Here is an 18,823-nt window from a genome sequence, read left to right on the forward strand (position 1 = left end):
CGAAACCTACAGACAAAGATTAGTGAATAAATCTTAGCTGTAGGTTTCGTTATGCTGTCAGAAAGTATAAGTTCGATGAATGCTTTCTGCAAACTCTAAATTGCCCCTCCGCCTATTTTGGGGATTCTATTTTTTTCTGCACTCGGTTTCAAACAGATGTTATTTTGTGTTTGCTGCCAGAACGTTAAGTACACTTCCAACACGTAGAGGGCCCAGATGAGGCGGGATGAATGGGAAGAGTCGGCTTGAAGCATTTTTTCGATTTTTTGCGGCAGGAAAAATTCCCGCAGGCGGGCCCCAGGATCTAATAACACGTTCTTTACCTCCGGTTTCAGTTCGTCCATTAACCAGGCCGTGAGGGGGACCGGAAACCCGTTTTTCGGCAGGGTTACCATCTCTTTAGGTAAGGAGCCTGCCAAGGCCCTGCGTAAGACAACCTTGCTTTCTTTGGGAGTGACTTTGTAGGGAAGGGGAAAACTCATGCCCAATTCAACAAGTTCATGATCCAAATAGGGCAGCCGTATTTCCAAACCGTGCTGCATGGTCATTTTATCCGATTTCATCAGGGTATTTTCCGGCAGCCATGAGCACATGTCAAATTGCAGCATTCGTTCTTCCTCAGGCAGTAGATCATCGTCCAGAAGGTGTTGATTGAGGAAATAGGATTTTTCTTCTGCCAGTGCGGAGAGCATCTTTGTCGTATAAAGGGATTGTTTTTGCGAGAAACGCAGAAGTCCTCCAACTCCAAAGTAACGTTCGCTCAGTGAGAGGGAGAAACGTTCTGTCTTTTGAGGGAAAACATGTTTCAGGACGTTTCGGGTCCAATTCGGAAGCTGATGATAGCGGCGGAAGTTTGACGGCTCAAGATAGGTGCTGTACCCGCCAAATAACTCATCCGCACCTTCTCCTGAGAAGACAACCTTTTCTCCACGCGAAGAGGCATATTCGCTAAGGAAATAGAGGGGAATTGCCGTCGGATCGGCAATTGGCTCATCCATGGCGGTTAAAATTTGCCCAAGGCGCTGCTGAACCTCAGCGAATGGGACAACTCTTTCGTAATGTTGGGTCTGTAAAGCTTTGGCTGCATTACGAGCTTGATCTAATTCTGAATAATAACGAAAATCCCGCGTGTGATGAGGACGTTCAAAGCCAATGGCGTAAGTACGCGCCTGTTCATTACAGAGGAGCTGGTGCATAGCTATTAAGCCGCTTGAATCTAAGCCGCCGCTGAAATAAAATGCTGCTTGGACTTCATCCGGCCAGCGGATTTGCAGGGCTTCTTTTAAGGTGGTGTGTACGAGCTCACTTGCCTCTTTTAAGGAAATTTCTTTTTTTACGTTTGGTAACAGCCAAAAGGTTTTCGTTCGAACTTGCAGTTCGCCTTTTTTATAAGTTACCAATAAAGCTGTTCCCGGCGGAACTTTGTAGATACCTTTAAAAATTGTGTTAGGTGCCGGAACATACCGATAACTTAAATATTGATCCACAGCTTGAACATTAATAACCGGTTTCTCCGTTCCTATAAGCAAGGCCCCGAGTTCTGAAGCAAATGCCAAACTCTCAGAATTATAGCGGACATACAATGGCTTCACACCTAAACGATCGCGAACGAGCAATAAGCGGCGGAGCCGTTCATCCCAAAGGGCAATGGCGAAAGTCCCCCTTAATTTTGCGGGAAAATCTAAACCATATTCCTCATAAAGGTGTGCCAGGACCTCTCCATCTCCCGCTTGCTGCAGGAAATGTCCGCGGCTGACCAGATCGTCCCGCAATTCTTTGTAATTATAGATTTCACCGTTAAAAATAACACGGATCCGCTTGTCCTCGTTCGTAAGGGGTTGGTGCCCTCCCTTTATATCCACAATAGCTAACCGGCGAAACCCGAAGGCAAGAGTCGGCGAAACATAAAAGGCTTCTTCATCAGGGCCGCGATGCTTCATAATTCGCGTCATCTGCTTGAGCCGGGGAACGTCAATATATTTGGCTGGGCCAAACAGCCCACATATACCACACATAAAACCATAATACCTCCAAGATAAAATTATACTCATTATTAGAATTCCCAATTTTCCTAGGGTTAAACTACAAATCTTTCAGTTGCTTTTATTGGCAGTGAAGTGGTGGGCTTAAAAACCGGATAAAGCGAGCAAAATCAAGGGTATAGATATTATTAAGTTGATTGTTTGAGGAGTTTGATGATAAACTCGTGTCAAAGAGGGAAGAATTGGCTGAGGGCCATAGATATTGGCAATCTGAGGAGGATGATATTTTGCTGAAATGGCTTATCATGAGTTACAATTTGCCGTCAGAGCCATCGAGATTAAGGGTAGCTACTTGGAGAAGTTTGAAGAAATTGGGGGCTGTCAATATTCATCAATCGTTATGGCTGCTGCCATTGAACGATGAGAATTATACGGCTTTATCAATGGTCGCTTCAAATATCAGCGAGAATCAGGGAGAAGTTCTTTTGATGCAGACCATTGCGATGGAAGATAGCTATGAAAAGGCAATGATTTCCCGTTTTAATAAAGCAAGAGAAATTGAATATGAAGAAATCATTGATAAATGCAATGATTATTTTGCTGAAATTAATAAGGAAATAGAGCGTAAAAATTTTACGTTTGCTGAAGCCGAAGAGAATGAGGAAGAACTGGAAAAACTCTTATCTTGGTTTGAAAAGGTAAAGCTAAGAGATGTTTTTGCATCTCCACTGCGTGAAGTAACAGAGAAGAAACTTGAAGAATGTCGGAAGTGTTTTGAGGATTTTAACAGTAAAACCTTCGAAAATGAAAAGAGCGATCCGCCTTTCCCAATAGGAGTACTTAGCGGCGAAGGAGGAATCTACCCCACCAGAAGTTAACGAAAGGACCCAACCCCACTTATAGAAGTTGGAGTCTTAAAAACTGGATAAATAAGGGATTAAAAAAAGAACTTTTCAAAGTTCTTTTTTTTCTTGCGCAAAAACAGAATGGGGCAGAAAATCGAGTTAACTGTTTACCTAAATTTAACATTTACTTTACAGAAAATGAATTGTAACGCTTGTCACATTAAACTATAATTCATGTAACCGGTATTACATTTTCAGAAAAATTTTGAAAGGTGGTATTCTTATATGGCGATGAATGTTTTTAGCGCTTAGCTCAAAGATCATTACATAACAATTCAAGACTTTAACTAAAATAGATAATTTCGGCACTTATCCAGTTTTTAAGACTCCCACTTCTATAAGTGGGGGTGGTTCCTAAACTTCAGGTGGGGTAGAGTCCCCATCTGAAGCCCCGATGTTCAGCTTTAGCTGAACGAGTTCACTAGAGCGCAATTATTGATTAATAATTGAAAGGAAGGTTTAAACCATGAAGCGATCTAGTTATCACAAGTTGTCTGCCATACTTGTCTCAATTGCGGTGATAGGCAGCGCCTTAACAGGTTGTGGTACTTCTTCAAAAGTATCCGCTAATACTTCAGCTGTTTCACCTAAAGAACTCGTATTTTACTCCGCCCAGGGTTATGACGATGCTGTAGCAAAGGCCTTTCAGGCTAAAACCGGCATCAAAGTAAAGCTTGTCGATATGTCCACAGGCCCCCTGGCGGCTAAGATCGAAGCGGAGAAGTCCAACTCCCACTGGGATGTAGCTTGGTTTGACGGTGATGCCACCATGCAAGCTCTGGATAACCAGGGATTACTTCTGCAGGGCTGGACTCCAAAGGATGCAGCGAATTTGACGCAGCTTGGGCAATCACTCGTTCCTGCCGATAAAGCGTACTATCCGACAGGTGTCACAGCTGCTGCAGCTATCGGTGTTAATTCAAAATTGCTGCCTCGTTCAGAGTATCCGAAGGATTGGAACGATCTTCTTAAGCCAACCTTTAAGAATGCTCTGGCTATGAACAATCCCAGCGTTTCAGGCCCTACGTTTCCTTATGTCGCTGGTATGCTTAATTTGATGGGTGATGCGCAGGGGAAAGAGTTTTTCAGCTCATTGAAAAGCAAGGGCATGAAGGTAGGGGAAACTAATGATGTTGAAATAAAATCTTTATTGAATGGGCAGGTAAAGGCGGTAACGATTCAGGACTCTGCTTTGGTTGCAGCGAAAGCTGAGGGCAATCCTATTGATATCATTTATCCGTCCTCCGGAGTGTTTACGTTACCTGGCGTTATTGCTATTAACAAAAAAGCTCCCAATGCAGAAGCTGCCAAACAATTTATGGAATTTGTGCTTTCGCCGGAAGGGCAAAAAGTTATGCTTGATCCTAAGAATGGAGGCGGTGACTCCTATTTTGATCCGGTCATAAGCGGCGTTGAGGGCAGTTCTGTCCGTCAGAACGATGGTATCAATTGGCTCAAGGTTGATCCTGTTAAATCTGCGCAGAATGAAAATGATATTAAGAAGTGGTTTAATGATGCAATTATTCACTAAACTTAAAGTAAAAAAGCTGGGAACGTCATTTTACGATAGTTTAGGCGTGGCGTTCCTCGCGCTCCTTATTGGTTACCCCTTATTAGCTCTCTTATTACAAATCGTCTTTCCAAATCTGTATAGTGTGCAAATGAGTTTGGTGCCTTCCCTGGCGTCGCTGAAGGAAGTCTTTGCTGACAGGGAAAATCTTAATGCAGTGCTAAACTCTGTTTTTATAGGAACCGCGGGAACCATTGCAGCTTCAATTTTAGGGACCTTAATCGCTTTTGCCGCAGAAGAACAATCCGGTTTTAGACGCACCTTAATAGACGCTCTGGTCTGGTTGATCTTTTTCCTGCCTTCCTACATCGTTGCGGAAGGTTGGGTAATGTTTATGCAGGATGGAGGCATTCTTGCCCAGTTACTGAAGCTGCCTAACGGCTGGTCCTCTTGGTTCTTCTCTCGCTGGGGTGTGATCTTGATCATGGGCTTCAGCTATTTTCCCTATGTCTACTTCAGCATGCAGCAGGGTATCAGAAACGTGAATAGTGATTTGCTTAAGGCCGGACGTTTAGCAGGCGGCAGCCGTGTTCAAGTCTTTCGCAAAATTGTTTTGCCCTTGCTGACGCCGTCCTTGCTTGCCGGTGCTTCCATAGCCTTTGCTGAGGCCTTCGGCGATTTCGGGCTGCCTGCTGCCATTATGGATCAGACCCAATTATCCTTGCTTCCCTACCAAATTTATGTTTCCCTTGGTCAGTCTCCGGTTAATTATCCGGCAGCAGCCTGTTTGTCCCTTTTGGTCATTCTGATTTCGGCAGGAGCGATTCTGCTTCAGTTTTTCTGGATGCGGAAGAAAGACTACAGCACCATTTTGGCGCGCAAAGATGCTGCTATTTTTGCGAAGACAAAGAAGAATCCGCTGCTGACTTTGGGATCGTTTTTTATCTTGTCTGTCTCCTTGCTCGTTCCCCTTGGAAGTACTATAATTGCTTCCCTTTGGAAAGTTTGGGCCAATGGACTAAGCCTGGGCAATTGGACTTTTGAAAATTACAGCAAAGCGCTGAAGATAGGCAGTGAAGGAGTAAATGCTCTTGGGCGTTCTCTGGAATATGCGTTTGTTGTGGCCGTCCTGACCATGGTTTTGGGTGTGATTTTGGCCTATCAGATGTCCTTTAAAAAGTCCGCTCTCAATTCTTTCCTCAATATTTTAACCATGTCAGTGATTGCGGTACCCGGTATTGTCCTGGCGGCAGCCTTTGTCTTTGCTTGGAATGGTGTTTGGCTTATTCCTTTGAACCTCGTACTGTATGGGACTCCTATTTGTCTCGGTTTAGCCTTTATGGCAACTTATTTACCTTACTCGATCAGACTGCAGTTAGGGACTATGGGACAACTGCCTCTCAATTTAATCAAGGCTGCACGCGTACAAGGGGCCGGCGAAATTATTGTCCTTCGTAAAATTATTCTTCCCTTGGTAGCCGGAACGGCGATTTCCACTTTTTTTATGACCTTTACTAAGATTATTTTTGAACTGCCGGCATCGATGCTGCTCTATCCGCCTGGAAGTCCAACCTTTTCAGTAACCATTCAGCATTACTTTAGTGAATCTCACTGGTCGAAAGGAAGTGCCTTGTCTGTGATCGGGTTAATCATCTTGCTGACAGCCTATAGCCTTGGGCGTTATTTGATGGAGCATTTCAGTAAGGAGAAAAGGTTCGAAGAAAACTCGGAATTGGAATTGAGCCAGGAGCCGGTCCTGCTTGGCAATGGGGAGGTAACCATATGAATATAGTGCTTGAGGATGTTACAAAACATTACGGAAACAAATTGGTACTTGATAAACTCTCGCTAACGATTCCTGAAGGCAGCTGTGTTGCTCTTCTGGGCCCTTCAGGCTGCGGCAAAACAACTCTCTTAAATGCTTTAGCCGGTTTAACGAATATTGATGGCGGCCATATTCGCTATGATGGGCTGACTTGGTCATCTAAGGGCTATACAATGGTTCCTGAAGAGCGAAATATTGGCATGGTCTTTCAGGATTTCGCTCTTTGGCCTCATATGAATGTTTTTGAAAATATTGCTTTTAGTCTGCGGTTAAAAAAGTGTCCGCTTAAGAAGATCAAAGAACAGGTGGCCGAAGTTCTTGATGCCGTACAGATGAATGGCTTTGAAAAACGATACCCGAATCAATTGTCAGGAGGACAGCGGCAGCGGGTAGCAATTGCCCGAGCCTTAGTAACTCACCCTTCCTTAATGCTTATGGATGAACCCCTGTCCAGTTTAGATGCTCAGCTGAGGGAGAAAATGCGCTGGGAGATTATGCGCATTGTACGTGGGGCTGATATAACAACTGTTTATGTTACCCATGATCAAGCAGAGGCCTTAAGCCTGGCTGATCAGGTGATTCTCCTGAACCAGGGGAGAATCGAACAAGCAAATAGTCCCACCAAGCTCTATCGTGAACCGGCTACAGTTTTTGCAGCCAATTTTCTGGGTTGTTCCAATATACTTCACGGTCAAGTTGTTGAACGATGCGGTGACTATTCTTTAGTCAATTGTCAGGGACTCAATATCTATACCTTGGGAAAGCTCACACTGGGGCAAGAGGTAAAAGTAATGATCCGTTCGGGAGATATATTAATAAATACTCAAGGTCAGGACCCCGGGTCATTTCTAGAGGCTATAGTTCTCCAGAGATCCTTTCAGGGAGTCACATGGCAATACAGAGCAGCATTAGAAAAAGCACCTGATATTCAGCTTGAGGTATGGAGTACTCAAGAAATCGAGGTTTTTGAGCCTATCCAATTATGGCTGCCGGCAGAACGATGCCGGATTCTAAAAGAGATTTCGGACAATGATAAGATGGCTGCCATATGCTGAATGGCGGTCAGTGAACTCGGAACTTTTTCCACTTACAAGAAGTGGGAGTTATCCAATTAAATATAGTTAAGATATTGTCACTGTTTATTAGGTATAGTAAAATAGTAATGTAACAAGCGTTACATTACTATTTTACACTAGTGTCGTCCATAACGACTCTAAAGTTTAAAGTTTAAAGTTATGTTGTGTATCTATTGAAAGGAGAATGAAAATGTTCTGGTCTTCAATCTTACCGCCTTTTCTAGCTTCTATGGTCGAATTTGTGGAAGCACTTACTATTGTATTGGTTGTTGGTGTGACAATTAATTGGAGAAGCAGTTTGTTTGGTGCCGGCGCTGCGGCTGTGACTCTGGCAGTTTTGGTGGCTGTTTTCGGTTCAACCTTAGTCATGTTTATTCCCATTGAGGTTTTGAGACAAGTTATTGGAATTATTCTGATCCTCTTTGGCATGCAATGGCTGAAAAAGGCTTTGCTCCGTTATAGTGGTTTAAAATCAATGCATGATGAAGCAGCAATCTATGAAGAACAGATGCGAAAACTTCGGGCCCAGGGGGAAGTCGAATCTCGGAAGTTTAATGGCTTTGGTTTTCTTACTTCCTTCAAAAGCGTTCTTTTGGAAGGGGTGGAAGTGGCATTTATTGTTATTACCTTCGGTTCTGCAGTTTCCGCGGATAAGATCAACGGAATTTGGACAGCTGCAGTGGGAGCGCTCTTGGCATTAATCATTGTCGTGATCCTGGGGTTGCTAATTCGAGGTCCGTTGACGAAGATTCCGGAAAACACCTTGAAATTTTCTGTAGGGATAATGCTGGTTACCTTTGGCACTTTCTGGACTGGAGAAGGTTTAGGTGTTCAGTGGCCATACGCTGATGGGTTCTTGTTCGTGTTGATCATGTTTTATTTAGCCTTAAGTTTAATCATTATGAAATGGTTACAACCTTATGGAATTGAGCAGAAGAGAAAACTGGCGGCAGGGGGAAACAGCTGATGACTGTATTCAAGAAGGTATTTGATTTTTTTTGTGGTGATTGGAGAATTTTCTGGGGTATTGCCATAACGATTATCCTCGTTAAACTTTTAGGAAACTGGAAGGCACCTAATTTGGTTTCAATTGTCATTTTTTTGCTGGGCATTACGCTGAGTTTGGGATTTTCCCTTAGACGAGAAACAATATGATATCTCTGCCTATTGGGAAAGGCGGCTCAGCAATTAATGTCCACTTTAGCTTAACGAGTTCACTTCTTCAGATTCATTAATTCGTTAGATTTGTAAATTTCTTAAGGATAATTAAAGGTTTGTGCTGTATTTTCAGTATTGAGAGCACAAATGGTTTTGTACAAATGACATTGTCCGATTCGCTCTATGTGAATCGGACAATGTCATTTGTAAAGGCAGTTGGGCTCAAAAGAGTGAACTCATCGCTGGGAGAGGGCGGTAAATTCATCATTTAAAATAGAGTAGGGGTGTTTATACGTTGCGGATTTTATCTGAACAAACCTTAAATATTGTGACGAAGGCTTTACTGGTACCGGTCGGACCATTGCAGATGTTTTTAGATGCTCCCCTTAAGACTCATGGGCACTGTCTGCATGAAGCTTACCATATTCTGGAGCAAGATGGCAAAAATGATGTCCTGGATTATTTCCGTCCTTATGACGATATGATAATAAAAGGATTGTTTTGGGCAGATAAGCGTTGGAAAAATATCTGTCACTATTTCTCTGATCCCCAAAAACAGGGGGGATTGCATTGGCCCGGAGCCGATGCGGAATGCCAATACTATTTCAACAAAGCTATTACTATGAGCGGGCAAAATGTACCTAAAGGTATGTTTTACTTAGGCGCGGCTTTACATCTTGTACAGGATATGTGCGTACCTCACCATGCACTGGGTGTTATTTTTGATGGGCATCAAGAGTTTGAACGCTGGACAAGTAATAACCTTGATAAATTTACATTCAAACAAAGTGGGATATATAAGGCGTTTACACACCCCAGCCAATGGATAAGACATAATGTGGAATTGTCAGCACCTTATTATCCACTTGTTTCAGCAGCGAAAGGGATAAAAGAAAAAAACTATTTTATTGCAGCTGAAAAGCTGCTGGCAATTACGGTTTATACTACTGCCGGTTTTTTGGATTTCTCCAAAAATATCCTAAGCAGCGGCAATGCTGAATAGTTTACTCTTTGGGCTTGAAGATAATGATTGAGGTGAAGTTAATGAAGTTAATGAAGTTACCGCTGCTCTTATTCTTGCTGATAAGTCTTTCAGGATGTAATGCTTTTAATAAGCAACCACCGGTATCTAATTCACAATCTAAGACATCCCAAGTGCCCTCCGCACAGGCTTCTCAAGGCCTCTCGACTGGGCAGACTACCCAAGCACAAGTTCCTGCGGTTAATGTTTTAACCCAGTCTTCTGTGGCTTTCTCCTATAAAGGGTTAGACGCGGATAAATTAAGTCCATTAGCGTTGAAGCCCGATGGGAAAAAGGATGGACATTTTCATATAACGATTCCTGTCAACCAGCAAATAAGCCTTAAATCGATCTGGATACGTTACAATAAATTCGGCAAGTGGTTTAAATGGGGTTGGATTTATAACAAAAATCTTTCACTGCCCAGTGATGGTTATGCTATGGCAGTTTTTGATTCCAAAGGAAGTCAGATCTTACCTCAAGGAGATATAGGGTACATTGCAACGCCTGTAAACGGTGCCGTTGATTTGGATTTATATATCTCGGAGTTAAACGGTGAGAATAATAGGGATACTTTAACTTTTGCTAAGGATGACACGTTTACCTTGGAAGTGGATTATATCTTGGCAAATAGTAGTGTAGGAAAATTAAACTCTACCGTAACTTTGCCGTAGCTTTGCAGTGAATAAAAAAACTCAGCCCAGGGCACGTGTTGAACTGAAAGCATTGTGCCAGGCTGAGTTTAATTATAATTATTGAGCTATTGCGAGTTTAACTGAACTTGTAAATACGCTTAATAAGATTGAGACTATGCGCTAGAATGCGCGGGTTGATTTTCTGTGCGAGGTCTATACATAGATTGATAAAGCTGCCCCGCAGTTCGGTATATAGTTTTTTATCACTTTGTTTAATATAGTCCCAAAGCTCGTCTGCCTTACTGCTGAGTGTTTTATCCTCCGCTATGTAGAGATGAGTCACGGTGGTGGCTACCATCATCGAAAGGTAGAAAAGCATGTATTGCCTAAGGCTTTTGCATTTGATGTCCTTAAAGACATCGTAGGCTTCAATCATCATGCGTGTTACTTTGATCTGTTGGTCGATTCGTTTGATCATAACTTGAGTGTTAACGGATTGTCCTTCTCGACCAATTAAATAATGATAGGGAGAACAATCCAGATATATTAAGCTTTGAACATAAGGAAGCGGTAAATAGGCGACAAGGTTGTCCACGTAAAATGTGTGTTCCGGCAGTTTTAAGCCGCATTGTCGTAATAGGTCCGTGCGGTAAAACATGGAATGCATGAGCATCAATTGGTCGAAGCGAAAAGAACGCATATCATCCCAGGAAATAACCTTACCCTCGGGAAAAACATTATTGTAGCGCATGACTTTATGTTTGCCATTATAGGAATATTCGTAAACATAGTTGGTAATAAGCAGGTCCACGTGGGGATTGCTGCGCAGCATGGAAAGCACCGACTGGTAGTCCGCAGGATCTAGCCAGTCGTCACTGTCAACAACTTTGAAATATGCACCTGTGGCAACCTCTAAGCCGCGGTTGACTGCTGAACCGTGTCCTCCGTTTTCCTTCTGTTCCAGGCGGACAATATCGGGATAGCGATCACAGTATTCGCGGGCAATGGCCGCCGTGTTGTCTGTGGAACCATCGTCAACTACGATAACTTCTACCTCTGGTCCGCCTTGGACAACAGTGTCCAGACAAAGATGAAGATAATCCTGTGAATTATAGGACGGTACTACAATTGATAAACGTTTAATTTTGTTCATCTCCACTTATTATCATTTTGTTTATTATATGTGCTTGATTACGCGCTTATTTCGGATTTTTTTGGAGACTTGCGCGTCTATTGAGCGCTGCTCCATATTGTCCGCGCAGAGCAACAATGTAAAGGAAGATGCCTAAGGGCAGGAGTGCGGCGTACTGGATCAGATGCAATAACAAGCTTGCGGAGAGTGCTGTCGTCTGGTCGATTCCTAAGCCCCCAAGGCCTAAAATCGTTCCATATTCAAACAGACCGATTGCACCCGGAGTAGCCGGTATGAAATTAATAATATTGGTTGCAGCAAAGACAGCCAAGGACATGCGAATTGATGCTCCCCAGGAAAAACCGAAGGCCACAAGTCCGATCCAGGTCGATACCAGCAGCAGAACCCAGGAAAGAATAACCCAAGCCATCATTTTGACGGTATCGAAATTCAAATATTCGTCGAAATAACTGCGCAGCCGCGGCAGAAGAACGATAAGGATACCAAAGACAATAAAGACGGCAATGCAGAGAAAGGTCAGAATCCAGAGGGCTTTGAGCAAGTTTTGATCTTTAAATCCTGCAAAGGGAACTGCAGGAATTGAAACCAACATAATTGCGGCAAAATCTGCAAAAGCCGGTATGATTAATAGCTTTGTCCGCCGCAGGGCACTGTAGCTTGGCGGGAAAAAGGCAGCTCGCAGTCCTTCGCCGACATGGAAAGGTAAAACCATGTTAGCGGCGTGACCTAAACCCACAATTTGTAAAGCGGTCATTCTGTCCATATCCCGGTCAATGCCTCGTGTATAAGCAAGTCCACGAATATAGTTGGCATAGATATAAACTGCGATCGAAAAAAATGTAAGGCTCCAGCTGATATTCGAACTGAATACTTGTTCGACATGCAGATCTTTGATCGCTCCGATAGAGTAGTATATAACAACAACAGTGATTAGCATACCTGAAATGAGCTTTAGTTTTGTAGCATTGGGCATTCATTTGCTCCCTTGACTTAGATTCTAGTGTGAACTCGTTCAGCTAAAGTTGGGTGGATACTTTCAATGGTCAGTTAAATTTATAGACTTTACGGGCGATGTTGTATAAGCCGACGGTGATTTTATTGCCGGAATTTCCGGGCAAAGTTGTAATCATTCTTAGAAATCTTATGAGGGTGTGCCGGTATAGACCGTTGTCGCAGCTGATCAGGAAAGACCAAAGTTCTTTTTCCTTCTTAACGTCTTCCTGAGTACCGGAAATTCTCAGAAACACAGTGCAAATGGTCATCATAATCGCCAAATAGCCCAGCATATAACTGGAAAGCTTTTTGCTGGCAATACTTCCGGGCAAGCGGTGACAGCCTATCATGATGCGGGTTACCAGAAGCTGCTGGTCAATTCTCTTGAGCATTACACTTTCGTTGACCGATTGATCTTGGCGGCCGATAAAGTAATGATAAAGATCCACATCGAGATAATATATAGTTTTGACAAAAGGAAGTGGTTGATATGCAAAGATATTGTCCACATAAAATGTATGTTTGGGCAATTTAAGGCCACAATCACGCAAGAGCTGTGTTTTGTAAATTAAGGAATGCATCAAAAGGTACTTCCAGGGGGGGAATCTCTTCATATCATCCCAACCGAATATCTGCTGACGTGGGAAGACATTGCTGTAGTTAATGACGTGCCTGGTCCCTTCAGCCAATTTTTCATAGATATAGTTACAGACCATCATGTCTGGAGCAGAGTTGTCGGCAACTAAGGTTTTGAGGGTTTGCAGAACCTTAGTCAAACCTTGTTCGTCGATCCAGTCATCAGAGTCTACAACTTTAAAATAAAGACCGGAAGCGTTTTTTATACCCGTATTAACTGCTTCACCATGCCCACCGTTTTCTTGATGAATTGCCCGTACAAAATCAGGGTATTGTTCGGCATAATGATCGGCAATTTTTCCGGTGTCATCGGTAGAGCCGTCGTCGACAATAATAATCTCCACATCATTTCCGAAGGGAAGAAGTGGATCGATGCAGCGTTCCATATAGGCGGCTGAATTGTAACAGGGGATGGCAAATGAAATTGTTCTCAAACTAAATACTCCGTTCTGCAGTGTTTTGCGTTAATCCAATCGTAAGACTCCCATTTCTACAAATGGGAGTAGTTCCATAACAATACCTCAACCTATTAGGGTATCTGCAAGTTCCAAAGCTTTAGCAGCTATGGCGTCCATGTTATAGTATTTGTACTCTGCAAGTCTGCCTAAGACATGAAAATTCGGGAATTCAGCAATTAGCGTTCGATAGCGTTCATAGAGGGCTAAATTTTCAGGATTTTGGATTGGGTAATAGGGGGTTTCGCTGTCAGCTCCCGTATATGCCCGGGGATATTCTTTGACTATCGTTGTTCGCTCGTTCAGAACCTGCCCCGTAAGGTGCTTGAATTCCGTAATACGAGTATAGTCTTGATTAACTGGATAATTTACAGTTCCTTTGGGTTGGTACCAGGTCATTTCATGCGTCTCGAAAACAAAATCTAACGTTCGGTAGGGCAGGCGTCCGTAGCGGCAGTCAAACAATTCGTCGAGCGGTCCGGAGTAGATGATTGTCCCGTTAAAAGGATTATCGTCAAAGAATACGTTCCCGGATTCGAGACGGAGCCGCTTGCGAGCGTCAGAATTAAGACTAAGCTCAATATTAGGATGATCGAGCATGCCTGCAAAGAGTGAGGTATAGCTTTGGGCAGGGATACCCTGATAAGTATCTTGAAAGTAGCGGTTGTCGTGAGAAATAAACACAGGCACGCGTGCTGTAACTAAAGAATCGATTTGTTCTGGAGCGAGCCCCCATTGCTTTTGGGTGTAGTACAGAAATACGTTCTTGTAGATGAAATCTGCGATTTCGGCAAGCTCAGGATCATGTTGCTGCCGTAAATCCAAGATAGGTACTTTACTGCCGAACCCAAAGGTGTCGATCAGCTTTTGCTCAATTCTCCCTGCTTTGCTTGGCTCATAGGCTAAATGGAGAGAATTGAGATTAAAAGGAATAGGCAGCAGTTGCCCGTGGATATCGCCGACTACCTCGTGGGAGTAATTTCGCCAAGTTGTAAAACGTGAGAGATAATCAAAGACTCGTTTACTGTTTGTATGAAAGATGTGAGGACCATATCCATGGATAAGAATTCCGTTTTTATCCTTAAAATCATAGGTATTGCCGCCGATATGACCGCGCATTTCCAGAATCAATACTTTTTTACCTGCTCGTTCAGCCAATTCCCGCGCAATAACTGATCCTGCCATGCCACAACCGATCACAAGGCAATCATATAGTTTCTTGTCGTTCATGTTGATTTTATCCTACATTCTAAAGTATTTTTAATAGTATTTGCGTTCCTGATAATGTTTATTTATTTCATATTACCATGGTCTGAAATTATTGCAATTAGTTAGGGAAAATTCCCCAATATCAATTAGTCACAAACAGTATTATATATACCGAAACTTAATTTCACCTTAAAGAATAATTAAATTCATGTAAACTCGTTCAGCAAACTATTTAGTATTGGTCATCGTCCATTAATTCTATGAGGCTCCGTCCCAGATTTGTTTTTTCTGCTGGGCGATCTGGGCCAGTCTTTTCGAGGTTCTTTTGATATCGGCTGAAGGGATCTAAATCACTTTGGCGATTAATGAATCGTTCGACAAACGAATAGGGGAAGATTAATTTATGATGGTTATTAGTGAGGCTTTCACAATAAAACTCAGCAGCGACAAGACCTTGCCTGCTTAGTAAATCAACCGTCACCAAAAAACTATTTCCGCTTACTCCCAATGCATGGAGATCGGACATTAAATAATAGCAATAATCATCATCCAGCAATTTAAAGTCGTTAAGGTCAAGTTTCCTGAAGCTATTTAATTGAGTTGTCAGCGTTTGGCTGTGATTTGAATTGGAATTTGCTGTATCATGGTTTTCATTTTCTTGGGGTTGTTGGAGTGTTATTTTAACTCTCAGATTCTTAAAGGGAATTGGAAAACCAAGGTAAATGTTAGAATCAAGGATTTTCAAGCGCGCTGAAACAGCCGCGAGGGTAATAACATTCAAGTTATTCGCAAGAAAGTCAGCATTCAGTAATTCTTCAACGGTCGGCAGCTTCCCGACCTTACTGACACTTTTTAAATCTCCTAAGATTTTAAGGATGAAATAAAAGATAAAACAAAGGGCCAGACTTAGACCGAGGAGTAGAATGATTTTGTCCGCCAGAGAAGGATTTCTGATTAAAAGATTTAGCACTATTGTCGTCCAGATTATTATTGAAAAGGTTAAGACCATTTGGGAAAAGGTAATAATCTTTATTAAGAAGGCGTTTTTGTCCTTGATAATTTGTTCGTACAAAATGAATTTCCGAAAGACTTCCTGGCCAATAGCCTGTTTATCAAGAAACAGGTTCTTTTTATAGGGCAAAGTAAAAATGCCCCAGAGAATTTCACGACTATACTGTACGCTGTGCTGGCTGTTCATAGATATAAAGATGGTAATAAGACCAACTACGGACAGTATACCTGAGTTGATTGCCAACAGCAGACCAATTGTTTCGTCAGACATTGAAACCCTCCTATACTCAGTTGAAACTGATTGATGAATAAGTAAATTCAACGTCTAGTTAGCGCTTGTAGACCATGTTTGATTTGATCCAATCGTAAGACTCCCACTTCTTAAGTGGGAGTGGGTTTCCCGTAATCTGCTTCGGTGGGGGCAGAGTCCCCACCGAAGCCTCGATGTTCAGCTTTAGCTGAACGGGTTCACTTTGCACGCGCAGAATTGTTTAAAGCTCCTCTTAAAGCTAAAAGTTTATATGAGTTAGGATGGTATCAATTTTTATGTTCATATTATAAATCGATGTGCTGCTGAGTAACCAAAAATCAGTTAATTTGCCAAACGTTCTGCGCTTTGCTTGTTATTAAGAATATTATTCTATAAAATTATTTACTTAAGAAATTTTAAATGATACTATAGATGTAGCGCAGAATATAATTTCTTCAGAAAAGGAGAACGTAATATGGCAGTTATACTTGATGATATTGACAAAGCGATCTTAAGAGAATTGCAGGAAGATGCTTCAATATCGAACCTCAGCTTATCAAAGAAAATTGGGCTTTCACCTTCAGCTTGCCTTGCAAGAACAAAGAACTTGGTAGAAACGGGTATTATCAAAAAATTCGCCACTATTGTTGATGAGAAGAAATTAGGGATGGAAGTCCTGGCCTTTGCTCTTGTTAATCTTTCACCTCTTAACAGAAAAACAATTCATTCGTTCTTAGAAGAAGTGAAAAGGTTCCCGCAAGTTCAGGAATGTTATTCACTCACTGGCAGTCACGATTATTTGCTCAAAATTGTAGCCAAAGATATGGACAGTTACAGGGATTTTATCATTGATTCCTTGATGCAGAATACAATAATCAGCCGTGTTGAGACCAGCATGGTTATGGGGATAGAAAAACGAACGGTTTATGTACCAATCGAAGAAGGTTAATGAGGTGTCGAGATTGAAAGAAGAAATTAAAGCCTTAAAAGCTGCATTTCCGCCTACTATTCCTGTATTTACAGGGTATATTTTTTTAGGTATTGCCTATGGGATCTTAATGAGTAGTAAGGGGTATGGTGTGGGTTGGACCGTTTTGATGAGTCTACTTGCCTATGCAGGCTCTGCTCAATACCTGGCCGTTACGTTTCTGACATCAATTTTTAATCCGCTATTGGCCTTGTTAATGACGTTGATGATTAATGCCCGGCATTTGTTTTACGGTATTTCCATGCTGGAGAAGTACAAAGATAGTGGTAAGTTTAAACCATATCTTATCTTTGGTCTGACTGATGAGACTTTCTCTATTACTTGTTCGGCAAAGCCACCCGCAGGCGTAAACCGGAACTGGTTTTATTTCTTTATTACCCTGCTCGACCACTGCTATTGGGTGCTAGGCTCAGCTGTTGGCGGGATACTGGGTTTTATGGTTAGCTTTAATACAAAGGGTCTTGATTTTGTATTGACTGCTCTTTTTGTTGTAATATTCGTGGGGCAATGGAAAACTCAGAAAGAACACAAACCAGCCATCATCGGTGTTTTGTGTTCTGTGATCTGTCTGATTGCTTTCGGGCCAAGTCATTTCATTATTCCTTCAATGCTTACTATATTGCTGGTATTGACACTATCTCGAAAGCAATACGTCGAGAAGAAGGAACTGATGGAGGGGAGGGCACAATGACCTTAACATCAATGCAAACGTTGATCATTATTTGTATGGTGACTATAGGTACCATGATCACAAGGTTTTTGCCGTTTGTAGTTTTTCGAGGTACTAAATCGAATTCATATATTAGTTATCTTGGGCAAGTCTTGCCCTATTCTGTAATTGGCTTGTTGGTTATTTATTGTCTTAAAAGCGTGAGTTTTAAAGCTCCTACATATTGGTTCCCAGAGGCTATAGCTATTATTTGTATTGTTGCGCTTCATTATTGGAAGGAAAATACACTTCTGAGCATTGGAGTAGGTACAGTTATTTACATGGTACTTGTGCAAACTATTTTCGGGTAAGTATCAAAATATCTGTGATTTAAGAGGGGCACAGTAACCTGTTTGTCAAGATTTAGACTATAACCTCTTGAAATTTCCAGCACACTTGGTCAGCATTAACTAATGCTGATTCATAGATTCTGACCCTTAAAGATTAGGAATAACAAGACTTTAGGAACTGATACTGTTATTGTTATTGTAATTGGAGATAGCCTTGGTCCCATATGCTTGTTGAAGTTTTGAAGCATTTTGGGGTAAAATAACGATGTTATTAACTAATGATAAATTTATATCTATGGAAAACTTAACGAGAAAAGAGATCTGGGATCTATCAATAATTTTTCTTTAACTGAACATATAAAAAATAATCATGAACATAGAGGTTAGTATGGAAAGAATCGGAATTATGGGAGGAACCTTCGATCCCATCCATTATGGACATTTAGTTGCTGCAGAAATGGCGCGCAGTGAGTTTAATCTAAGTAAGGTTTTATTTATCCCAACGGGGATACCGCCTCACAAAGACCGGCTCGATATTTCGGCGGGGAAATCCCGCTTGGAAATGGTTGAACGCGCTATTAAAGACAATCCAGCCTTCGAATGTTCTGCCATGGAAATTGAGCGTCAGGGGCCCTCCTATACGGTGGAGACACTGCGCCTTTTGAGCAAAATTTGGCCGGAGCATGAACTGTATTTTATTACGGGAACAGATGCCCTGCGTGAGATTTTTTCTTGGCGAGAAGCTGAGGAGATTTTGACCATGATTCAATTTATTGGGGCAGCCCGCCCCGGTTTCGATGCTAAGGATTTTTTGCAGTGTGTTCGACACGACCATCCGGAAATCGTTGATAAAATTCATTATTTAGAAGTCCCGGCTCTGGCGATTTCTTCTACGGATATTAGAATGCGAGTTAAACAGCAAAAACCTATTCGCTATTTACTGCCCGAAGCGGTACGCTTGTTTATTGAGCAAAAAAATCTTTATAGGTAAACTTGTCATTACATACTCTGCAGGGA

Annotated in this window: 18 protein-coding genes; 12 read left to right on the plus strand and 6 right to left on the minus strand. The window is 42.1% G+C overall.

The window, feature by feature from the left end; translation table 11 throughout:
- Nucleotides 1–95: 95 nt before the first annotated feature.
- A complete protein-coding gene (gene asnB / locus B5771_RS16270) occupies nucleotides 96–2,015 on the minus strand; it encodes an asparagine synthase (glutamine-hydrolyzing) (protein WP_172408293.1) in 1,920 nt (639 codons plus the stop codon).
- Between the two features lie 191 nt (nucleotides 2,016–2,206).
- On the opposite strand from asnB, the gene B5771_RS16275 reads away from it, so the two are divergent.
- The 8 genes from B5771_RS16275 to B5771_RS16310 all read left to right on the plus strand — a co-directional run bounded on the left by B5771_RS16275 (nucleotide 2,207) and on the right by B5771_RS16310 (nucleotide 10,151).
- Nucleotides 2,207–2,860: a Chromate resistance protein ChrB gene (locus B5771_RS16275; RefSeq protein WP_242966864.1), complete on the plus strand. Its 654-nt coding sequence runs from the start codon at nucleotides 2,207–2,209 to the stop codon at nucleotides 2,858–2,860.
- Nucleotides 2,861–3,353: 493 nt separating this feature from the next.
- The gene (locus tag B5771_RS16280; protein WP_088188485.1) at nucleotides 3,354–4,418 is read left to right on the plus strand and encodes an extracellular solute-binding protein; all 1,065 of its coding nucleotides are present in this window, start codon (nucleotides 3,354–3,356) and stop codon (nucleotides 4,416–4,418) included.
- Nucleotides 4,399–6,183 carry an iron ABC transporter permease gene (locus B5771_RS16285; RefSeq protein WP_242966865.1) on the plus strand — a complete coding sequence of 595 codons (1,785 nt, stop codon included), beginning with the start codon at nucleotides 4,399–4,401 and terminating at the stop codon, nucleotides 6,181–6,183. Before B5771_RS16280 ends, B5771_RS16285 begins: the two co-directional genes overlap by 20 nt.
- The gene (locus B5771_RS16290; protein ID WP_088188486.1) at nucleotides 6,180–7,277 is read left to right on the plus strand and encodes an ABC transporter ATP-binding protein; all 1,098 of its coding nucleotides are present in this window, start codon (nucleotides 6,180–6,182) and stop codon (nucleotides 7,275–7,277) included. Before B5771_RS16285 ends, B5771_RS16290 begins: the two co-directional genes overlap by 4 nt.
- Nucleotides 7,278–7,488: 211 nt before the next feature.
- Nucleotides 7,489–8,265, plus strand: a complete 777-nt coding sequence (locus tag B5771_RS16295) for a hypothetical protein (protein ID WP_088188487.1) — start codon at nucleotides 7,489–7,491, stop codon at nucleotides 8,263–8,265.
- Nucleotides 8,265–8,453 (plus strand): hypothetical protein, encoded by a 189-nt coding sequence (locus tag B5771_RS16300; protein WP_088188488.1) that lies wholly within the window; start codon nucleotides 8,265–8,267, stop codon nucleotides 8,451–8,453. Before B5771_RS16295 ends, B5771_RS16300 begins: the two co-directional genes overlap by 1 nt.
- Before the next feature lie 298 nt (nucleotides 8,454–8,751).
- Nucleotides 8,752–9,459 carry a zinc dependent phospholipase C family protein gene (locus tag B5771_RS16305; protein WP_088188489.1) on the plus strand — a complete coding sequence of 236 codons (708 nt, stop codon included), beginning with the start codon at nucleotides 8,752–8,754 and terminating at the stop codon, nucleotides 9,457–9,459.
- 41 nt (nucleotides 9,460–9,500) lie between these two features.
- Nucleotides 9,501–10,151: a hypothetical protein gene (locus tag B5771_RS16310; RefSeq protein WP_088188490.1), complete on the plus strand. Its 651-nt coding sequence runs from the start codon at nucleotides 9,501–9,503 to the stop codon at nucleotides 10,149–10,151.
- 97 nt (nucleotides 10,152–10,248) lie between these two features.
- Here the strand turns inward: B5771_RS16310 and B5771_RS16315 are convergent, their stop codons facing one another.
- The 5 genes from B5771_RS16315 to B5771_RS16335 all read right to left on the minus strand — a co-directional run bounded on the left by B5771_RS16315 (nucleotide 10,249) and on the right by B5771_RS16335 (nucleotide 15,840).
- Nucleotides 10,249–11,265, minus strand: a complete 1,017-nt coding sequence (locus B5771_RS16315) for a glycosyltransferase family A protein (protein WP_053006366.1) — start codon at nucleotides 11,263–11,265, stop codon at nucleotides 10,249–10,251.
- A gap of 46 nt (nucleotides 11,266–11,311) precedes the next feature.
- On the minus strand, nucleotides 11,312–12,238 hold the full coding sequence (locus B5771_RS16320) for a lysylphosphatidylglycerol synthase domain-containing protein (protein WP_088188491.1): 927 nt from the start codon (nucleotides 12,236–12,238) through the stop codon (nucleotides 11,312–11,314).
- A gap of 70 nt (nucleotides 12,239–12,308) precedes the next feature.
- Nucleotides 12,309–13,328 (minus strand): glycosyltransferase family 2 protein, encoded by a 1,020-nt coding sequence (locus B5771_RS16325; protein WP_088188492.1) that lies wholly within the window; start codon nucleotides 13,326–13,328, stop codon nucleotides 12,309–12,311.
- Between the two features lie 87 nt (nucleotides 13,329–13,415).
- Nucleotides 13,416–14,579, minus strand: coding sequence for a UDP-galactopyranose mutase (gene glf, locus B5771_RS16330; RefSeq protein ID WP_088188493.1), 1,164 nt, complete (start codon nucleotides 14,577–14,579; stop codon nucleotides 13,416–13,418).
- A 211-nt stretch (nucleotides 14,580–14,790) separates the two neighbouring features.
- On the minus strand, nucleotides 14,791–15,840 hold the full coding sequence (locus tag B5771_RS16335) for a hypothetical protein (RefSeq protein ID WP_088188494.1): 1,050 nt from the start codon (nucleotides 15,838–15,840) through the stop codon (nucleotides 14,791–14,793).
- A 454-nt stretch (nucleotides 15,841–16,294) separates the two neighbouring features.
- On the opposite strand from B5771_RS16335, the gene B5771_RS16340 reads away from it, so the two are divergent.
- From B5771_RS16340 to nadD, 4 genes are all read left to right on the plus strand, one after another.
- Nucleotides 16,295–16,768: an Lrp/AsnC family transcriptional regulator gene (locus B5771_RS16340; protein WP_047809947.1), complete on the plus strand. Its 474-nt coding sequence runs from the start codon at nucleotides 16,295–16,297 to the stop codon at nucleotides 16,766–16,768.
- A 13-nt stretch (nucleotides 16,769–16,781) separates the two neighbouring features.
- A complete protein-coding gene (locus B5771_RS16345; RefSeq protein ID WP_088188495.1) occupies nucleotides 16,782–17,498 on the plus strand; it encodes an AzlC family ABC transporter permease in 717 nt (238 codons plus the stop codon).
- Nucleotides 17,495–17,827: a branched-chain amino acid transporter permease gene (locus B5771_RS16350; RefSeq protein ID WP_088188496.1), complete on the plus strand. Its 333-nt coding sequence runs from the start codon at nucleotides 17,495–17,497 to the stop codon at nucleotides 17,825–17,827. Before B5771_RS16345 ends, B5771_RS16350 begins: the two co-directional genes overlap by 4 nt.
- Nucleotides 17,828–18,176: 349 nt before the next feature.
- On the plus strand, nucleotides 18,177–18,797 hold the full coding sequence (nadD, locus tag B5771_RS16355) for a nicotinate-nucleotide adenylyltransferase (protein WP_088188497.1): 621 nt from the start codon (nucleotides 18,177–18,179) through the stop codon (nucleotides 18,795–18,797).
- Nucleotides 18,798–18,823: the final 26 nt, after the last annotated feature.

It is taken from the genome of Desulfosporosinus sp. FKA (genome assembly GCF_002196785.1).
In the GTDB taxonomy this organism is placed as follows: Bacteria; Bacillota; Desulfitobacteriia; order Desulfitobacteriales; family Desulfitobacteriaceae; genus Desulfosporosinus; species Desulfosporosinus acididurans.